The 18936-nt window shown below is 52.0% G+C and carries 17 protein-coding genes; 15 read left to right on the top strand and 2 right to left on the bottom strand.

What is annotated here, in order from left to right:
• Positions 1–90: 90 nt before the first annotated feature.
• A complete protein-coding gene (locus BMY09_RS14000; protein ID WP_091359469.1) occupies positions 91–486 on the top strand; it encodes an acyl-CoA thioesterase in 396 nt (131 codons plus the stop codon).
• Between the two features lie 87 nt (positions 487–573).
• Here BMY09_RS14000 and ccoG read toward each other — a convergent pair whose 3' ends face one another.
• The gene (ccoG, locus tag BMY09_RS14005) at positions 574–1932 is read right to left on the bottom strand and encodes a cytochrome c oxidase accessory protein CcoG (protein WP_091359472.1); all 1359 of its coding nucleotides are present in this window, start codon (positions 1930–1932) and stop codon (positions 574–576) included.
• A gap of 109 nt (positions 1933–2041) precedes the next feature.
• Between ccoG and BMY09_RS14010 the strand changes: the two genes are divergently transcribed.
• From BMY09_RS14010 to BMY09_RS14075, 14 genes are all read left to right on the top strand, one after another.
• Positions 2042–3451 carry an aminotransferase-like domain-containing protein gene (locus BMY09_RS14010; RefSeq protein WP_091359475.1) on the top strand — a complete coding sequence of 470 codons (1410 nt, stop codon included), beginning with the start codon at positions 2042–2044 and terminating at the stop codon, positions 3449–3451.
• A gap of 95 nt (positions 3452–3546) precedes the next feature.
• A complete protein-coding gene (locus BMY09_RS14015) occupies positions 3547–5244 on the top strand; it encodes a nitrite/sulfite reductase (protein ID WP_091359478.1) in 1698 nt (565 codons plus the stop codon).
• Positions 5241–5738 carry a DUF934 domain-containing protein gene (locus BMY09_RS14020; RefSeq protein ID WP_091359480.1) on the top strand — a complete coding sequence of 166 codons (498 nt, stop codon included), beginning with the start codon at positions 5241–5243 and terminating at the stop codon, positions 5736–5738. Before BMY09_RS14015 ends, BMY09_RS14020 begins: the two co-directional genes overlap by 4 nt.
• A gap of 313 nt (positions 5739–6051) precedes the next feature.
• A complete protein-coding gene (locus tag BMY09_RS14025) occupies positions 6052–6861 on the top strand; it encodes an ABC transporter ATP-binding protein (protein ID WP_091359482.1) in 810 nt (269 codons plus the stop codon).
• A gap of 28 nt (positions 6862–6889) precedes the next feature.
• On the top strand, positions 6890–8164 hold the full coding sequence (locus BMY09_RS14030; protein WP_245756593.1) for an ABC transporter substrate-binding protein: 1275 nt from the start codon (positions 6890–6892) through the stop codon (positions 8162–8164).
• Positions 8161–8988 carry an ABC transporter permease gene (locus BMY09_RS14035; RefSeq protein ID WP_091359485.1) on the top strand — a complete coding sequence of 276 codons (828 nt, stop codon included), beginning with the start codon at positions 8161–8163 and terminating at the stop codon, positions 8986–8988. The genes BMY09_RS14030 and BMY09_RS14035 overlap by 4 nt, the downstream gene beginning before the upstream one ends.
• A gap of 144 nt (positions 8989–9132) precedes the next feature.
• Positions 9133–10839: a sigma-54-dependent Fis family transcriptional regulator gene (locus tag BMY09_RS14040; RefSeq protein WP_091359487.1), complete on the top strand. Its 1707-nt coding sequence runs from the start codon at positions 9133–9135 to the stop codon at positions 10837–10839.
• Positions 10840–11237: 398 nt separating this feature from the next.
• Positions 11238–12092: a sulfurtransferase gene (locus BMY09_RS14045; RefSeq protein ID WP_091359489.1), complete on the top strand. Its 855-nt coding sequence runs from the start codon at positions 11238–11240 to the stop codon at positions 12090–12092.
• Between the two features lie 296 nt (positions 12093–12388).
• Positions 12389–12937, top strand: a complete 549-nt coding sequence (locus BMY09_RS14050) for an OsmC family protein (RefSeq protein ID WP_091359491.1) — start codon at positions 12389–12391, stop codon at positions 12935–12937.
• Between the two features lie 31 nt (positions 12938–12968).
• The gene (locus BMY09_RS14055; RefSeq protein WP_091359493.1) at positions 12969–14102 is read left to right on the top strand and encodes an acyl-CoA dehydrogenase family protein; all 1134 of its coding nucleotides are present in this window, start codon (positions 12969–12971) and stop codon (positions 14100–14102) included.
• On the top strand, positions 14099–15442 hold the full coding sequence (locus tag BMY09_RS14060) for an FAD-dependent oxidoreductase (protein WP_091359495.1): 1344 nt from the start codon (positions 14099–14101) through the stop codon (positions 15440–15442). Before BMY09_RS14055 ends, BMY09_RS14060 begins: the two co-directional genes overlap by 4 nt.
• 111 nt (positions 15443–15553) lie before the next feature.
• On the top strand, positions 15554–16003 hold the full coding sequence (gene cynS, locus BMY09_RS14065) for a cyanase (RefSeq protein WP_091359497.1): 450 nt from the start codon (positions 15554–15556) through the stop codon (positions 16001–16003).
• A 68-nt stretch (positions 16004–16071) separates the two neighbouring features.
• Positions 16072–16890: a sulfite exporter TauE/SafE family protein gene (locus BMY09_RS14070; RefSeq protein WP_091359499.1), complete on the top strand. Its 819-nt coding sequence runs from the start codon at positions 16072–16074 to the stop codon at positions 16888–16890.
• Positions 16891–16893: 3 nt separating this feature from the next.
• Positions 16894–17757: an MBL fold metallo-hydrolase gene (locus BMY09_RS14075; protein ID WP_091359501.1), complete on the top strand. Its 864-nt coding sequence runs from the start codon at positions 16894–16896 to the stop codon at positions 17755–17757.
• A 62-nt stretch (positions 17758–17819) separates the two neighbouring features.
• Here BMY09_RS14075 and BMY09_RS14080 read toward each other — a convergent pair whose 3' ends face one another.
• Positions 17820–18833, bottom strand: a complete 1014-nt coding sequence (locus tag BMY09_RS14080) for an AraC-like ligand-binding domain-containing protein (protein WP_091359503.1) — start codon at positions 18831–18833, stop codon at positions 17820–17822.
• Between the last annotated feature and the right edge of the window lie 103 nt (positions 18834–18936).

An 18936-nucleotide genomic window follows, 5' to 3' on the forward strand; every position in this document is an offset into this window, starting at 1 on the left:
AATGGTTCAATATATGTTAAGAGCATAACCATTGTTGGCGAGCTGTATGATGCAACAGTCATCAGAACTAAAACGGAGCTGAAAGTTACTATGTCCAACTATTTTGAAATTGTTATCAAACCGCGTTTTAGTGAAACGGATATGCGAGGCCATATCAACAACACGGTAATACCGGTATGGCTAAGCGATGGCAGGGGAGCGATGTGTCGTGAGCATCTTGCGATCACCCAGCCATGGATGGTGGTGAACCTTACCGTCAACTATCGCAAGGAGTTACTCTGGGGTAGTCCGGTAACGGTAAAAATTGCAGTCGATAAGATTGGCAACAGTTCGATCAGTTTTGCGCAGGAGATCTGGCAGAAGGATAAACTTTGTGTTCAGGCCAGTACAACGATTGTGGCTCTGGATATGGATACCCGCAAACCGGTGAGAGTGAATGATGAAATACGCCAGCAACTCTCCCCCTATCTGTTAGCTCAGGAGTGAGTGAATACTGCATTTAATGGGTTGTAAACCGGGCAGCCCTGCCCGGTTTTACAGCGTCTGACAGCAGGCTGTCAGGTGGCACCGCTATCAGATCAGTTTTGACAGGAAGGTGGTTTCCTTTGCTGTTGATATGCCATTGCCGGTGAAGACGAATGCCAGTTTTGCATTCATTTCTTCCACATTACTGCCACATATACGATAAGGTAACCAGGCTGAGTTGCTATCGCTCAGACGGATAGTATCCGGCCCGTTAAGGGTAAATGTTGGGGCGCCGGACAGGGATACTTTAATCAGCTCCTGATCATGGGCAAACCCTTCCACTTTGACGCGATAGTTGTTGCAGACGGTATTGGCATCCAGTTGGGTAAACAGCGCTGTGCGGTCGCGGCGCACCTCTATCAGCAAGCTTTTAGTATCGGTAAAACCATAGATGACTGCCATGATCGCGCAGAGGGATACAGCTGCATAGCCCGCCAGTTTTGCGCGCAGGAAGGGGGATTGTTTACCTTCCAGTTGCCGTTCGGATGCAAACCGTATCAATCCGCGTGGGCGGTTAATTTTATCCATGACGCTGTCACAGGCATCGATGCAGGCTGCACAGTCGATACAGGCAGCCTGCAAGCCATTTCTAATATCGATGCCGGTGGGGCAGACCTGTACACAGATACCGCAATCGACACAGTCACCACTGTTTGCATCGGCGTTGCGGCGGTTGGCCCGGGGTTCACCACGTTTGGCATCGTAGCTAACGGTCAGAGTGTTGTCGTCAAACATAACGCTCTGAAAGCGGGAGTAAGGGCAGGCATGCAGACAGATTTTTTCCCGCACAAGGCCTGCATTGGCATAGGTCAGCGCCGCCATAATAGCCAGCCATCCAAACAGCGCGGATGACATCTGAAGATTGAGCATATCTGCAGCAATTTCGCGGATAGGGACAAAGTATCCGGTGAAAGTTGCTGCAGTGAGTATTGAGAGAGAGATCCAGAGAAGATGTTTCAGCACCCGGCGTAACAAACGCTTACCGCGTAGCGGCAGGTGATCAGTTTTAGCCCGCTCACTGGCACGACCCTCTGTCATCTGTTCGATGCGGATAAACAGCCAGGTCCAGACACTCTGCGGACAGGCAAAACCGCACCAGACCCGCCCCCAGGCAACCGCCATAAAAAACAGCAGCGTCGCGCCTGCAATCATTAATCCTGCCAGTAGTGGCAAATCATGCCAGGACAACGCGCTGCCAAAGAGGGTGATACGGCGGTGCTCAAAAGAGAAAAACAGAAACGGCTGACCATCGATCTGTATCCAGGCAAGACCGAAAAACAGCGCGATCATGGGCCAGGTTGTCAGCCGTCTGAGGTTTTGAAATCGCCCCTCGGTGAGGCGCACGTGAAACTTACCATCGGTTGCAAATGGAGGCGTTGGATCTTGTATAACAGGAATTTTTTGCATGGCGGCAATCTACTAAATTTTGTGATTGCGGTAGATTACGGTTGTAATTTGTATAGGAACAGGTATAAAAAAAATATAGTTAATAGGTACAGTTAGGCGGTAAGGCACAATGGCATCAGACTATCTCTATCAACAGCTTGAGAGCTGGCTCTTAAAGGGAATTGAAGAACAGCGCTGGCTGATGGGGGATCGGTTGCCCTCGATCCGGGAGCTGTGCAAGCAGCATGGGCTGTCAAAAGCGACTGTCCAGCATGCGCTGCAGCGGCTTGAAGCGCAGGGCTTGCTGGAGGCCCGGCCTAAAGCGGGCTACTTTGTTGCCCTGCATGCCAAGACAGTAAAAGAGCCGATCAGCCGTTCACGTATCGAGGCACCCAGGCCGGTAACGGTGAGTGATCTGTTGTTGGATATCATGCGCCGCAGTGCGGCATTTGATCTGTTACCGGACCTGCATGCGGGGGAGCTGCCCTCGGGTATTGTTACCCTCAATCGTTCGGTTGCCAGAGCGCTTCGGCGACAGAAAGGTGATGACTATCAGTATTATGATACCCCAGCTGGGGATGCAGGCTTGCGGGAACAGCTATCCCTGCACCTGTTACGCCGTGGCTGGCAGGTTGATATTGATGAGTTGTGTATCACCTCCGGCTGTCAGCATGCGCTATTCCTGGCGTTGATGGCGACCTGCGAAAAGGGGGATGTGGTAGCGGTGGAGTCCCCGGGATTTTATGGTGTCCTGCAGCTGCTTGAGCAGTTAGGGTTGCAAGTTGTTGAGGTGCCAACATCCATCTCCACGGGAATGGATATAGAGGCGCTGGAAGAGGTGCTCAAACGCTGGAAAGTTAAAGCCTGTATAGTCTCACCGGCCTTCTCTACCCCGGGCGGAGCACTGATGCCAAAAGATCCCCGCGAGCGGTTACTGTCGCTGGCGGAACAGCACGATCTGGCCATCATTGAAGATGATATCTATGCCGATACGGCTTTGGGAGTGGTGCCTGATCCGCTGAAAGCGCTGGATCAATATAACCGGGTGATCCTCTGTAGCTCATTTTCGAAATCGTTATCCCGGGACCTGCGGCTGGGCTGGATCTCAGGTGCGCGATGGCACGAACGGATTATCAAACTTAAACTGGTTACCCAACTGAGCAGTAGTCGCTATCTGCAGCAAGGGGTTGCTGAGTTTATTGCCGATGGCAGTTTTGCGGCTCATCTGCGCCGCCAGCGCCATGAGTTGCGTGAACGACGTGACCGGCTGATTGCGCACCTGCGAGCCTGGCCCGGGGATTTGAGAATCAGCCTGCCGCAGGGTGGCTTAGCGGTGTGGGTTGAACTACCTGACGGGGTGGATACCTTAGAGGCTTATCCCGAAGCGCTTGATCGTGGGGTGGTGATTACCCCGGGGCCGTTGTTCTCGGTATCGGGGCAATTTCGCAACTGTATGCGCCTCAGTTTTTCCCATCCCTGGGATAAGCGTCGGGTTGAGGCGCTGAATATTCTGTCTGCTGTATTGGTGCCGCACGGTTAATCTGTCTTGATTAAAAATTAAAAAATTGAGCCTGTGTCTAGTTTGCACGTCAGTATATTCTGAGCGGCAAAAGTAGCTGAACGAGTACTGATGTTGTGTACAGATATGATGAATATGACCGGGCGTTGGTACAGGCGCGGGTAGAGCAGTTCCGTGATCAGGTTGCACGCCGGCTATCGGGCGACCTGAGTGAAGAGGAGTTTTTGCCGCTGCGATTGCAAAACGGACTCTACCTGCAGAAGCATGCCTATATGCTCCGGGTGGCGAATCCTTATGGCACTCTCTCCGCTGATCAGTTGCGGGTACTGGCTAAAATAGCCACTGACTTTGACCGCGGTTATGGCCATTTCACCACCCGTCAGAATATTCAGTTTAACTGGATTGAGCTGGAGCAGGTGCCGGATATCCTGCAGCTGCTGGCCGATCATGATATGCATGCTATCCAGACCTCCGGTAACTGCGTACGCAATATCACTACTGAGGCGTTTGCCGGAGTGGCCGGTGATGAGGTGATGGACCCCCGCCCCCTGGCTGAAATCCTCAGACAATGGTCGACGGTTAATCCTGAGTTTCTCTTTCTGCCGCGTAAATTTAAGATCGCTATATCATCCTCTGCATCTGATCGTGCCGCAGTACGCGCCCATGATATTGGTCTCTATCTCTATCGGGGTGGCAGCGGTGAGATGCTGTTGGATGTCATGGCCGGGGGTGGGCTTGGCAGAACGCCGATCCTCAATGAGCGGGTGAAACAAGGCCTGCCATGGCAACATATACTCACCTACACCGAAGCGGTTCTGCGTGTTTATAACCGTTATGGCCGCCGGGATAACAAGTATAAGGCGCGCATCAAAATCCTGGTGAAAGCGCTGGGTGTGGACGCGTTTGCCAAAGAGGTTGAGCGTGAATGGGAACTGATCAAAGACAGTGACGCTGAGCTGACAGAGAAAGAGTATCAGCGGGTGGCTGCCGGTTTTGCACCACCGGTTTACGAGCGACTCGATCTGATTGATCCAGAATATGGCGCCTGGCTGGCCCGTGATCCGCAGTTTGGTTTATGGGTACAACGCAATACCCAGCCCCATAAAGTGGCCGGCTATGCCTCGGTCATATTATCAACTAAGCCTGGTGCCAGCGCGCCTCCCGGGGATGTTACCGGAGAGCAGATGAACACGGTCGCTGATCTGGCAGAGCGCTATGGTTTCGGTGAGATCCGTGTGTCCCATGAGCAGAATCTGGTGCTGCCGGATATCCGTAAACAGGATCTCTATCCGTTGTGGAAAAAACTGACAGAGATTAATCTGGCGAAGCCGAATGTGGGGTTGCTGACCGATGTGATTGCCTGTCCCGGTGGTGATTACTGTGCGTTGGCGAACACCCGCTCATTGCCGGTCACCCGTGCCATTCAGGAACGTTTTGATAACATCGATTTCCTCCATGATCTGGGGGATCTGACGCTGAATATCTCTGGCTGTGTCAACGCTTGTGGTCATCACCATATCGGCAACATCGGTATTCTCGGGGTGGATAAAAAGGGTGAGGAGTTTTTCCAGATCACCATTGGCGGTGCTCAGGGAAAGAACAGTTCCCTGGGTAAAGTGATCGGACGTGCTTTCCGGGCGGAAGAGGTGCCGGAAGCGATAAACCGCTTGTTGCAGGCCTATCTGGACTACCGTGAAGCGGAAGAACCCTTTATAGAAACAGTCAACCGCATCGGTCTTGACCCCTTCAAAGAGCGGGTTTATCCGACGCCAACCGATGCTGCACAGTTAAAGCTTGAGGAGGCCTCCGTATGAAAAACATTATTACGACGGTGAACGGAGTCTCTGGGGTTGTGCATGATGATCCCTGGTCAATGCCCGGTGAAGATGAGAGTGATAACCGCGATTTTCAGATCGTGTCGCTGGAGCGTCTGCTGGCGTTAGCGGAATCAGGTGAAAGGCTGCAGGGGCAGTATGGCGTGATGCTGCATCCGGATGATGACCCTGACATTCTGCTCCCCTGGCTGGCTTCACTGCGGCTGATTGCGCTTCAGTTCCCCCGCTTCAGTGATGGTCGGGCCTATAGTCAGGCCTATCTACTGCGCGCTCGTTATGGTTTCGAAGGTGAGTTACGTGCCGTGGGTGATGTGCTACGAGATCAGTTAGCGGCGATGCGTCACTGTGGCTTCAGCTCCTTTGCTATACGTGAAGATAGATCAGCAGAGGAGGCGCTTAAAGGTTTGGAAGTGTTTGATCTGATCTATGCCCGTTCGGTATCAACACCCCAGCCGCTGTTCCGGCGTAGATAAGCTGCGTCTTCCGGATCTCTCTTCGGGTTGTCAGTCAGTAGCATTCCTGGCTGACAGCCCATAGCGTTCACGCTTCTGTTTATCCTCCCGAACCTCACGAAAGTTGATGAAAGTATGCCCGACAATGGAGCGCAATGCTGCACTGCAATAGGGCGTAATCGGCCATTATATGACAATGGTAGACATTGTCAGACTATGATGTGTGTTTCCTCTATTTTACATATTTACCTAACTCTATGTTTTTATTGGTTTATTAGTTTTGGCCCGGAAAATGCTTTGATCTGGATCAATACTAATTTATCGGAGCCGGAGTATGGGTGCGTCTATATCACTTGATTACATCACACACAGGTTCAGTGCTGCAGCAAAGCCCACGCTGAAAGATATTGAAAATCGAATTGAGCCTGGCGAACTGGTCGCCCTGATTGGTCGCAGCGGTTGTGGCAAATCGACCCTGTTGCACATGATGGCGGGTCTGTTGATTCCGTCTGATGGTTGTGTCCGTATCAATAATCATCTTGTTACTAAGCCCAGTGCTAAGTGGAACATGATGTTTCAGAAAGCCTCCCTCTATCCCTGGATGAACGTCAAAGAGAATGCTGCACTGGGTCTGCTGTTTGATGGTATGCCGAAGGCTAAGGCCGGTGAGCGGGTTGATACATTGCTGGATATGGTGGGGCTACACGACAAAAAAGAGGTCAATGTACAGAGCCTCTCCGGAGGGCAGCAGCAGCGGGTTGCACTGGCGCGTTCGCTGGCGACCGAACCGGAAGTTTTACTTCTGGATGAGCCATTTTCTGCGCTGGATGCCTTTACCCGGACTCAGCTTCAGGAAGAGGTACCGAATATCTGCCGCGAGCGAGGTATCACCATGGTGATCGTTACCCACGATATTGATGAAGCGATAGCGATGGCCGACCGGGTGTTAATCATGTCCCAGAACCCGGGTCGCATTGTGGGTGAATTGACGGTTGATCTGCCCTGGCCGCGCCGTCATATGGATGCCGGTTTCCAGTCGATGCGTGACGAGTTGATGCAACAGTTTAAAGGGACTGATACCGGATTGGCGGGCCGTAATGGTGCCGATACCGAAGAGTCTGAAGTATCTGAATCAGCCGCCTGATAGCTGCCAATTTTAAGAGGAATTTATAATGAAAAAATACAGTTCTAAGCTTGATGCGAAGCCGAATGAGATGTCCGACGCAGATCTGGAATATCTGCAAAAGCATGAGATGAGTCGCCGTGACTTCATGATGGACAGCCTCGCTATGGGGGGATTGGCTGCAATGTTTGGGCTTTCCGCCAGTATGCCTGCCTGGGGCAGTATCCAGCCACCGGAAGATGAGGTTGTACGTATCGGTTATCTGCCGATTACCGATGCCACTGTACTGCTGGTTGCGCATGCTAAAGGGTTCTTCGCGGAAGAGGGGCTTAAATCAGAAAAGCCAACGCTAATTCGTGGTTGGTCGCCGCTGGTTGAAGGGTTTGCGGCGGGTAAATTTAATCTGGTGCACTTCCTTAAACCTATCCCTATCTGGATGCGCTATAACAACGGTTTCCCCGTCAAAATCATGTCCTGGGCTCATCTGAATGGCTCCGGTGTGGTGGTGGGTAAACATGTTAAAGCGGAGGGCTTTGCGGACCTGGGTGGCAAGCAGGTTGCAGTACCTTACTGGTACTCCATGCACAATATCGTGTTGCAGATGGCGCTTAGACATGTGGGACTGAAGCCGGTGATTAAAGCGCAGGGTGAGCCTGTCGCAGCTGATGAGGTGAATCTGCAGATTATGCCGCCACCGGATATGCCACCATCGCTGGCGGCGAAAAAGATCGATGCCTTCATCGTGGCAGAGCCCTTTAATGCGGCCGGTGAGCTGCTGGCTGGCGGTAAGATGCTGCGCTTTACCGGTGATATCTGGCGTAACCATCCCTGCTGTGTGGTGTGTATGAATGAGGAACAGGTTAATGCCAAGCCTGAGTGGACTCAGAAAGTGATGAACGCCATCGTCAAAGCTCAGATCTACGCCCAACAAAACAAGAAAGAGGTTGCTCATCTGCTGTCTAAAGATGGCGAACGTTATCTGCCAATGAAGGCTAATGTGGTTGAGCGTGCGATGACGCTGTATGACGAAGAATCCTATGCAGCGCCTGATGCGATTCAGCACCCAGAATGGAACAGCGGTCGGATTGATTTCCAGCCCTGGCCTTTCCCTTCAGCCACCAAACTGATTGTAAATGAGTTGAAAAACACTCTGGTGAGTGGGGATGCCACCTTCCTGAACAAGCTGGACGCAGACTTTGTGGCCGATGATCTGGTGGATTATCGCTTTGTTAAAGCGGCGATGGAGAAGCATAAAGGCTGGGAAGATGCGCCAGGTTTTAATGCTGAGAATCCATTTGAGCGAGAAGAGGTGGTTGCGATATGAACACCAGTAATACTCAAACGATAACGGCCGCCAGTGTGATGCCGAACATGTCGCAGCTGTTTGGCTGGCTGAAGTCACTGCAATACCCGGCGGTGGGGATTACCGGTCTGCTGTTGTTGTGGTGGTTCGGTGGTTTCATGATTGAAAATGATCCGGATCTGAGTGCCTTTGCCGCATTTGCCCCTGCACCGACGTTTAGTGCGCTGGTGGATCTGGTGGCCAGTGGTGAAGTCTGGCAACCCATCGGTTCCAGCCTTTATCGCATTCTTTCCGGGCTGGTCTGGGGTATCGGCATCGGTGTGCCGGTGGGGGTAACGGTGGGCTACTTTGGTCTGGCGTTGAAAGTGACTAACGTGCCGTTTCAGTTTCTACGCATGATCAGTCCACTGGCGTGGATGCCGATTGCCGTGCTGGCCTTTCAGAGCTGGGATTCTGCGATCATCTTCCTGATTGTGATGGCGACGGTATGGCCGATCATCTTCTCCACCGCCCACGGTGTACGTCGTATTGATCCTAACTGGTTTAAAGTGGCGCGCAACCTGGGTGCATCCGGTTTTCAGATGCTGCGGCGGATCATTCTGCCAGCGATTATGACCGACGTCATGGCGGGTATCCGTCTTGCGGTAGGCGTTGCCTGGGTGGTTCTGGTTCCTGCGGAATATCTCGGTGTCACCAGCGGACTGGGGTATGCGATCAACGACGCTCGTGACACCTTGTCTTATGACAGTCTCGCCGCCGTTGTTATCGTTATCGGCATTATTGGCTATGGTCTGGACACTGTCTGTAGTGTGCTGATTAAACGCTTTAACTGGCATATGGAGTGATGGTTTGAGTATCTACAGTCCGGTGTTAACACCCGGCTGGACAATCCATTTTGCAGCGTTGTCTGGTGATAGCCGCTGTGTGAATTGTGCTGAATATACCTGTTGCCTGGCAACAGGTATTTCTGTTTGTAGAGGTTAGAGCCTATGGGATATCCAACAGACGTTCTGTCGCATAAAAATGTAGAAAGTGATGCCGGTGCCGGCGCATCCGATCTGACGGTGTTGCATGAGTCAGCCAAGCTTATTGGTCAGGCGGCAACACCTGAGATAGCGATCTCCGGCACCTTGCGGCTGATGTCGCAGATGCTTGGTTTGAATCGTGGGCGTGTGCTGCTGCCATCGACAACCGGTGAGACCCTGCAGATCCGATACAGTTACGGCTTGCGTGATGAAGAGCGCCGGTTGGGGGTGTACAAAGTGGGTGAGGGCATCACCGGTACGGTGATGAAAAGTGGTCAGCCTGCGGTGGTTCAGAATATTGATGAGGAACCGGGTTATCTGTTCCGGGCGGTGGACCGGGAAACTCTGCCAGACGGTATGGTGGCTTATATTGCGGTGCCGATTATGGATGGTAACTCAACCATTGGTGTGCTGGCTGCGCACCGGTTGCGGATGCGACCACGGGCGATTGATGCCGACCTGATGATTCTGCGAATTCTGGCGACCTTTATTGCGCAGATCATCAGTATCAGTAACCTGATTGAGGAGCGTACCAGTTATCTGCAGGAGGAGAACCGCGAGCTGAAAGATGCCCTGCAGCATCAAAGTGGTGAGAATAACCACGGTATACTCGGCGAGAGCCAGGCGGTGCGTGATGCCCTGAGGCAGATCAGCCGGGTGGCTGACACCGTAGTGACGGTGTTGCTGACCGGTGAGTCCGGTACTGGTAAAGAACGTTTTTCCCAGGTATTGCATCTGAACAGTTCTCGCCGGGATCAGCCCTTTGTCGCCATCAACTGTGCCGCTATTCCCGAGCAGTTACTGGAATCAGAGCTGTTTGGGCATGAGCGGGGTGCCTTTACCGGGGCGTCCGCCAGTAAAAAAGGCAAGATTGAGTTAGCCAGTGGCGGGACACTGTTTCTGGATGAAATTGGTGATCTGAATATGGAGCTGCAGTCCAAACTGCTGCGTATTCTTGAAAGCCAGGTGATTCAGCGGGTGGGTGGCGTAAAGGATATCCCTGTGGATGTGCGTATTATCACCGCGACCCACAAAAACCTTCAGGAAGCGGTGAACAAGGGTAAATTCCGCCTCGATCTGTTCTATCGTCTGAATGTTTTTCCGATCCATCTGCCGCCGTTAAGAGAGCGGGCGGGGGATGTCAGAATCCTCGCCAGTCATTTTCTGCTCAGTGCTAACCGGGAATATAGCCGCTATACGGTGTTTGGCAAAGGGGTAATGGAGCGGCTGGAAACCTATAACTGGCCCGGGAATATCCGTCAGTTGGAGAATGTCATTAAACGTTCGGTTTTGATCTGTCTGGATGGCACCATCTCGATCGATGATATCGAAACTATCCTGCGTCAGGAGTCTGCGATCAATGAGCACCTTGAGGCAGGTCAGTCTTCGGAGATGTTCTCTGTCGGGCGCTCCGTCCCAGTAGATCCTCCAGATGAGGAAGTACCCTCAACCGTTCCATTTTCCTATAGTAGTGGTGCATCGAGTGGCGTTGCAACGAATCGCCCCTATAGCTGGGTGCGTAAAGATGAAGCGGATTCAATTGCGCAAGCGCTGAAACATACCGGTGGTAATAAAACCCGTGCTGCGGCTATTCTGGGGATGTCGCCGCGACAGTTCCGTTATCGCCTGGAAAAGCTGGGATTGCCGAATAATCTCAGTCGTGAGGGCTGATCCCGCTCTCTTCTGAATCATCATTCAGACAGGGATCAGTTCAGAGAGCAATCTTTGTTCGCTGAAGCTGATCCTTGTCGTGTTTTTCTAATCATTGCCTTCGTTAATGACGCTCCACAGAGCGACCTCATAGCCTCATCTTTTTGTTGTTTCGCGTTAATGACTCCGATATCTCTCTGACCCATCCGGCCTGAAGGGATATTAATCGCTATGTACCATTGTCTGACAATGTCAGACAGAGGGATTGGTATGATCGGATAGCGGGTCATCTTTCTGAATCTATCTATTTGTTTTATATAGAGATAAACCTTTATGGAACGGTTGTTGATAAGTAATTAAGTGAAAATAACTATTGACGCATAGATCAGCTACTCATCATACATTTCTGGAGTTTTAAAATGACAACAGTTCTATTGGATCCTCAAGAGTTACAAACCAAGATCGATAACGAAAAAGTGGTGCTTATCGATACCCGTAATCCCGAGCAATACGCGGCTGGCCATATTCCTGGCGCAGTCAATATCCACGATATCTTTACCTTTCTGGCGGCCTCTACGCCTGAAGGTATTGCTGAGCTTAAAGAAAAGTTTGCCAGGGTGTTTGGCGATGCCGGTCTCTCAGGTGAAGAGACCGCTGTTGTCTATGAGGATTCAATGAACACCGGTTTTGGTCAGTCCTGCCGCGGTTACTTCCTGCTGTGCTATCTGGGATATCCTAAGGTATCTATTCTGCACGGTGGTTTCCAGGCCTGGAAAGCTGCTGATCTGGCTGTGACGACAGATCTGCCGACTCCGGTTGCCGCTGAATTCCCGCTGGACCACAGTGCCAGTGAGCTGATGGTGGATAAAGATGATGTTCTCAAAGCGATCGGCGATGACAGCATTGTATTGCTGGATGTTCGTGATGTGGATGAGTGGGTGGGTACCAGTTCATCTCCGTATGGTAAAGATTTCTCGCCCCGTAAAGGACGTCTGCCAGGGGCTCGCTGGCTGGAGTGGTACCGTCTGATGAAGCCGGGGGCGGTCACTGTATTTAAATCCCCCGAAGAGGTGCTGGCGGATTGTGCCAGCGTTGGTATCACTAAAGAGAGTCATGTGTATATCTACTGCTTTAAAGGCGCCCGTGCATCAAACACTCTGGTCGCGCTGAAGGCGGCTGGTATCAATAACGTCAAACTCTACTTCGGTTCATGGAATGAGTGGGCGCAGGATGCAGCATTACCGATTGAAGAGGGTCTGCCCTACGCCTGTTAAGAGGGCTGGGCCTGCCCCGAGCCGCTGACGCTTACAAAACCCCGGACTCAGGTTCGGGGTTTTTCTGTTTTAAGGCCCCGGCACTACTCCTGTCGCATTTTTCATTGTCAGACAATGTCATTATGACATTTATTGACAATGTCATGTTGGCGTGGGTGAATTAAGCCAATAAATCACTTAAGTTATTGATATTAAATATGTATTTTGTTTTGGCATCGATTCTGCTTTATTCAGATAAACATCGGTGATGTTTTCAAAGAAACATACAGTTCTGCTAAATCTTTTGGAGAAAAAAAATGACAACAGCTATTGCACCACAAACGGTTTCTACCCACCTGCGTCCGATTGATCGGGATGGCCTGATGGCATTTGCAGAGAAGGGTCGTAATAACCCAGGTACCCGTGGGACTAACAAAGTTCATACCATCACTGATGGTCAGTACCGTACTGTTAGCCACGTCAACCAACATGAAGTGGTTGTTGATGAGCCGCTGCACCTGTTTGGTGAAGACACTGCTCCGGCTCCGGGTGAGATCGTGCTGTCAGGTCTGGGCGGTTGCCTGTGTGTTGGTATCACCGCAGTGGCAACCTGGAAGCAGGTGAAGCTGAGCAAGCTTGAAGTTTTCATGGAAGGTGACATCGGTAACCCTGCTGCATGGGGTGCTGGCGGTGCTGAGATGGAGCCTGAGCAGATGGGCTTCCAGGAGATCCGCGTCAAAGTGCTGATCGAAGGTGATGCTTCCCGTGAAGAGCTGGACGAGATAGTTAAGCATGCCAACTATTTCTCGCCAGTTGCTAACACCATGCGTAACCCGATCCCTTTCAGCATCAGCCTGATGGACTAATTTAACCTTTAACTGACTTGAGAGGTAAGCCATGAATAGCGTAGCAGTCTCTTCTATAACAGCCCCCTGGACCGACGATGCCAAGGTGCTCGCCGATGTCGGTTTGATTGCACGGGAACAACTCGCACCTGCAGCCAAACGGATCGATGAGGGTTACTACCCGCTGGATATCATGGCAAACCTTGGTCAGGCGGGGGCCTATGCCGGTCATCTCGACCAGCATGGCTGCCGTTTCGGACTGGCGATCTCAGCGATGAGTGAGGTCAGCCGCCATTGTGGTGCCACCGGTTTTATGACCTGGGCTCACGATGTCTGTGGCCTGTATATGGAACAGTCTGGTAACCCGGCGCTGTTAACCCGTTTACAGGATCACACCGCCGGACTGACGTTTGGCGGTACCGGTCTGTCGAATCCGATGAAGGCTCTGACCGGTATTGAAAAGATGGCACTGACTGCCAAAAAAGTGCCCGGAGGGTACAGTGTAAGCGGAACGCTACCCTGGGTAAGTCATATTGCCCCGGGGCAGTACTGCGGTGCCATTGCTGCAGTCAACCGGGATGACGGCAGTCGCTCCCACGAGATTATGTTTCTGCTGGATCTGGATGAGCGGGTGCCGCTACGCGCTTGCCCTGAATTTTCCGGTATGGAGGGCACCAGCACCTGGGCGGTGCCGCTGAAGGATTATTTCGTCAGTGAGGATCAGATGATTGCTGATCCGGCCCGGCCATTTATTCAGCGTATCCGTGGCGCATTCGTGCTGTTGCAGGTTGGTATTGCGGCGGGTGTTATCCAGGGGTCTATCGACTCTATCCGTGAGGCCGAGCCAACCCTGGGTCATGTTAACCAGTATCTGCATAATCGTCCTGATGAGTTGCAAGCCGAGTTTGATGAGCTGGCAGCCCGGGCGATGGTGCTGGCAGAAACCCCTTTCGATGGCAGCAAGGATTTCTTCCTGGATGTCCTGGATGTCCGTTGCCAGGGCGCTGAGCTGAGTCTCAAGGCCTCTCAGTCAGCACTGCTGCATCAGGGGGCGAAAGGTTATTTGATGAACTCTGCGCCTCAGCGTCGTATTCGTGAGGCTCACTTTGTCGCCATTGTAACGCCAGCGATTAAGCATCTGCGCTGGGAGATGGCAAAACTGATGCGTGAAGAGGTGCCAGCATGAGTCATGACGTTCAAGAATGGCGGCAGTACCTCTGCCGCGCCTGTGGCCTGATCTATGATGAAGAGAAGGGCGATCCCGATAGCGGTTTAGCCCCGGGCACCCGCTTTGAAGATATTCCCGATGATTGGGAGTGCCCTCTGTGTGGCGTGACCAAAACCGATTTCGAACTATTTGAGAAGCCTGTTGTGGTCGCGGTTGAACAGACCGCCCACTTCAGTGCTGAGCCCGGTATTGTTGTCGTCGGTGCGGGCCTGGCTGGCTGGGCAGCGGTCGAAGCGATTCGTCAGCTTGATCAGAGCGTTCCGGTGACGCTGATCAGTGCCTGTAGCGCTGACCTGTATCATAAGCCTGAGTTGTCAGTTGCTATCAGCCGGGGGTTGGATAAAGCAGCACTGATTCAGGAGACTGGGGTTGATGCGGCTCGCCGTCTGGGGGTTCAGCTGATGGCCGAAACCTTTGTGGTGGGCATCTCTCCATCTTTGCATCAGTTGCGTACCACCCGTGGTTCACTGACTTACACCAAACTGATTCTGGCTCAGGGTGCCAAACCGGCCCTGCCTGCACAGCTGCCTCCCGAGCTTTGCTGGCGGGTTAATGACCTGGCCTGCTGGTCCGGTATGCAGCAGGCACTGGCCAAAGGACCACAGTCGATTGCCATTGTCGGTGCGGGCATGATCGGTTGCGAGATTGCGGAAGACTTAGTCCGCGCCGGGCACCGCGTCACACTGCTGGACCGCAATGCTTCGCCGCTGGCGGGCTTGCTGCCAGAGCCAGCGAGTCAGCGTTTGCGTGACAGTTTTGCCGCCCTGGGGATCACCTACATTGGTAATGACGATATTACCGGGGTTACTCAGCTGGATAATCAGCAGAAGCAGATCCGCTTTGGCAGTGGTAACACACTGGAGGTTGATCAGGTGCTGGCAGCGACCGGACTGATGACCGATAACCGTCTTGCCCGCATTGCCGGACTGGATTTTGACCGGGGTATCAGCGTTGCTGCGGACACCCTGCAAACCAGTCAGGCCGATATCTATGCGCTGGGTGATTGCATCAATATCGAGGGGACAGCGTGCCGCTTTATCGAGCCGATTAAGCATCAGGCAAAAGCGATTGCCCACGGGGTTCTTAATCTTGAGGCCAGCGCTTATCAACACAGTGCCCCGGTGGTTCGGTTGAAAACCCGTTCACTGCCGGTGGTGATGAATGGCCTGCCGTTAGCGGGAGTCGACTGGACCCTGATCCATGAGGATGCCGATGAGCTGGTGATGGAGCAGCGCTTCGATAATCAGGTCATTGCTCATCTGAAAGTGGGCGCCAGCACTCAAACCCGGGCAGCCTGAAATTTTAACGAGATTTTTTAAACAGCCGGGCTGTGGGTCGCAGCCCAACCAAAAACACAACAAACACTTATACAGATCTATGTAATTTGATCACTATTGAAGGAAGACATCATGATTAGTAATCGCGAAGAAGTAACCCAGCTGATTTTGTCCGCCAAAGTTCGTAAGGGTATCAAATGGGGTAAGGTGGCTGAACTGATTGGCCTGTCAAAAGAGTGGACCACTGCCGCTTGTCTGGGACAGATGACCTTTGATAAAGAGCAGGCTGAGAAAGTTGGCGATCTGTTTGAACTGTCTGATGAAGCCACTGCCTGGCTGCAGGTCGCCCCCTATAAAGGCTCGCTGCCAACCGCGGTACCCACTGATCCACTGCTGTACCGCTGGTATGAGATTGTTAACGTCTATGGCAGCACAATCAAAGAGCTGATTCACGAAGAGTTTGGCGATGGCATCATGAGTGCGATCGATTTCTCTATGGACATCAACCGTGAAGAAGACCCCAAAGGGGATCGTGTCAACGTTGTGCTTTCAGGTAAGTTCCTGCCATACAAAACTTACTGATACACTGAGGGTCGATATCTATATTATGAATATCGACTCTTTCAAATTTCTGCACGGTCAGGATCTGCATGATTACGGAAATATTACTGGGTACGGGTGTCGGTTTAGCGCTGGGGCTGACAGGCAGTGGAGGTGTGCTGGCGGTGCCTGCACTGATGCTGGGGCTGGGTTTTACTCTGCCTGAAGCGATGCCGGTGTCACTTATCTCGGTGGGTATCTCCGCTTTGTTGGGCAGTATTGATGGTTTGCGTCAGGGGTTGGTGCGATATCGTGCCGCGATTGTCATGGCGATATCGGGCACCCTGATTGCGCCGCTGGGCATCGCTGCATCCCATGTTTTGCCTGCCGATATACTCACCTCTATCTTTAGTATTTTGCTCTTGATGGTGGCCATCAAAATGGCGCGGCAGGCGTTACAGCACTACCGGGATCAGCAGAGTGGAGTTGGCCATCCACTGGAATTCAACTGTATGCTGCGTCCGGATACCGGCCGTTTTGAGTGGAACCCCAAATGCTTTTTTACCCTGTCCTCAATTGGCGGTTTGTCCGGCTTTAGCAGTGGTCTGCTCGGGGTTGGCGGTGGTTTTCTGATTGTGCCGGGTATTCGCCAGTTCAGTAACCTGAATATGCACAGCATCGTCGCCACCTCGCTGGCGGTCATCACGCTTATCTCCACCGGCACCGTGATTGCTGCACTGTTTCATGGTGCCCAGATCACCCCGCAGGCCTGGTGGTTTATCGGTGCTACCTGTGTTGGCATGGTCGCCGGGCGGAAGAGCGCGCCGCTGTTATCCGGCCAGTTACTGACCCTCGGCTTTGCCCTGTTAACCAGCGTGGTATCGATGGCGTTATTGTACAAATATATGCTGCCAAATTTCTGGAGTTAACCTATGAAACCTGTCGTCGAAACTTTCTTTGATAGTGCCACTTCAACCTTCAGTTATGTGCTGCATACCGGTATCGGTAGTCCCTGTGCAGTGATCGACTCAGTGCTCTGCTATAAGTCAAACTCCGGTAAAACCGATACCGAGGCGGCAGATAAAATTCTCGCCTTTATCGATATGATGATGCTCAAGGTAGAGTGGATTCTTGAAACCCATATCCATGCAGATCATCTGTCGGCGGCATCCTATATCCGCAGTAAAGCCGGCGGGCTGGTGGCTGTCAGTAAGCAGGTGACCGAAGTCGTCAGCACCTTCTCTAAACTGTTCAATGTTGAAGAGTCTGAATATGAGCTGTTATCGCGCTTTGATTACCTGTTTGAACGGGATGAGACTTTCACTATCGGTCCACTGAACTGCAAGGCACTATTTTCCCCCGGACATACCCCCGCTTGCACCGCTTACGTGGTCGAAGAGCAGATGATTTTTGTCGGTGATACCCTGTTTATGCCGGATGTGGGCACCGCACGTTGTGATTTCCCCGGAGGCTCTGCGGAAAAACTCTATGCCTCCATTCGCCGGATTTTAGCCTATCCGGATGAGACACTGCTGCTGATGTGCCATGATTATCCACCCACTGCACGAGCGTACGCCTCGGTGACGACGGTGGCTGAACAGCGGGAACACAACATCCATATCAATGACGGCGTGAGCGAAACGGATTTTATCGAACAGCGTCGCAGTCGCGATAAAACACTCGACTCTCCGCGGCTGCTGTTTCCTTCTGTGCAGGTCAATATTCGTGCGGGAGAGTTACCGAAACCGGAAAGCAACGGTCTGCGATACTTAAAGATACCCCTGAATTTTTTGTAATTGACTGATGTCTGACCGTAGCACCTGAGCATAAAGGTCTGGCGAAAAGACTCTTTTAAACGTTATTCGTTACAGAGACTCCGGTACTCCGATGGACTCATACCGAAATGTTTGCGAAATGCCTTGCTGAAGTGGGTCATATCATTGAAACCACAGGCATAGGCAAATGAGGACAGGCTATTGCCTGCGTTGACCGGGTTTTTCAGCAGAGTAGCGACCCTCTCCACCCGTCGTTGCCAGATGTAACGACTTAAAGAGGTGTTTTCCGCCTCAAGCAACTGATTAATATATCGGGTCGACATACGCATCGCTTCAGCAACCCGGGTTGGGCACAGATCCGGATCATGCAGGTTGGTTTCAACAAAAGCACGTATACGTAACAGCGAGGCTACCTTGGAGTTCGATAGTGGCGCTTCATGGTTACTCAGATGTTCGCCGATCAGTGTGCTGACCAGCTCAGCGAGATTCAACGCCACTTTCTCAGCGGTTATTTTATCAAACTGTGGCCGCTGCTGTGCCAACTGCAAAATATAGTTTTGTACCAAAGGATAGAGCTGACTGGAATGAGACAGGTTATAGGCAACCAGTCTGTCCGCACCGGATATATTACGGTTGATCATATGCCTGGGGATCTGCACCGATGTCAGATGAAACGGTTGGTCAAAATTTAACTCATAAGGGCGGTCGGCACTACAGAACCATCCCATCCCGTTATTCATCCGCGCTGACCTGCCATCCTGGGAGGCATCACATCTGCCGGTCTGTAACAGATTAAAGACAAATGCATCCGAGTCGGATTTTCTGATACTCGATAATGTCCTCAGGGCAACGTGGGGTGTTGCTCTGATATCAGACAGTTGTATATCGTCGATCTTTGTCCAGCGCAGAGCGCCTTCGAATGTACCGTTTGCTTCAACAGTGAAATCCAGTGGTGCCACTCTGTCGCAGACGACCTCTTTCCAGAAATCCAGTTTTTCGGAACCTTTCTGGTTATCGGTGGTAAACACCGAACTCTGATTACTGGTTCTTCCATCTATGTCCGTATTGTTTTTATGGTAAGACAATGGATGCGCCATTTTTATTCCTCCGGGATGACAAGTGCTATGAACAGCTGAGCACTGATCTTGGTTATGTTACGTCCTCATTGAATGCAATATTTGTTCCCCTATTAGAGACCCA

The sequence above is a fragment of the Amphritea atlantica genome, assembly GCF_900111095.1.
Taxonomy (GTDB): Bacteria; Pseudomonadota; Gammaproteobacteria; order Pseudomonadales; family Balneatricaceae; genus Amphritea; species Amphritea atlantica.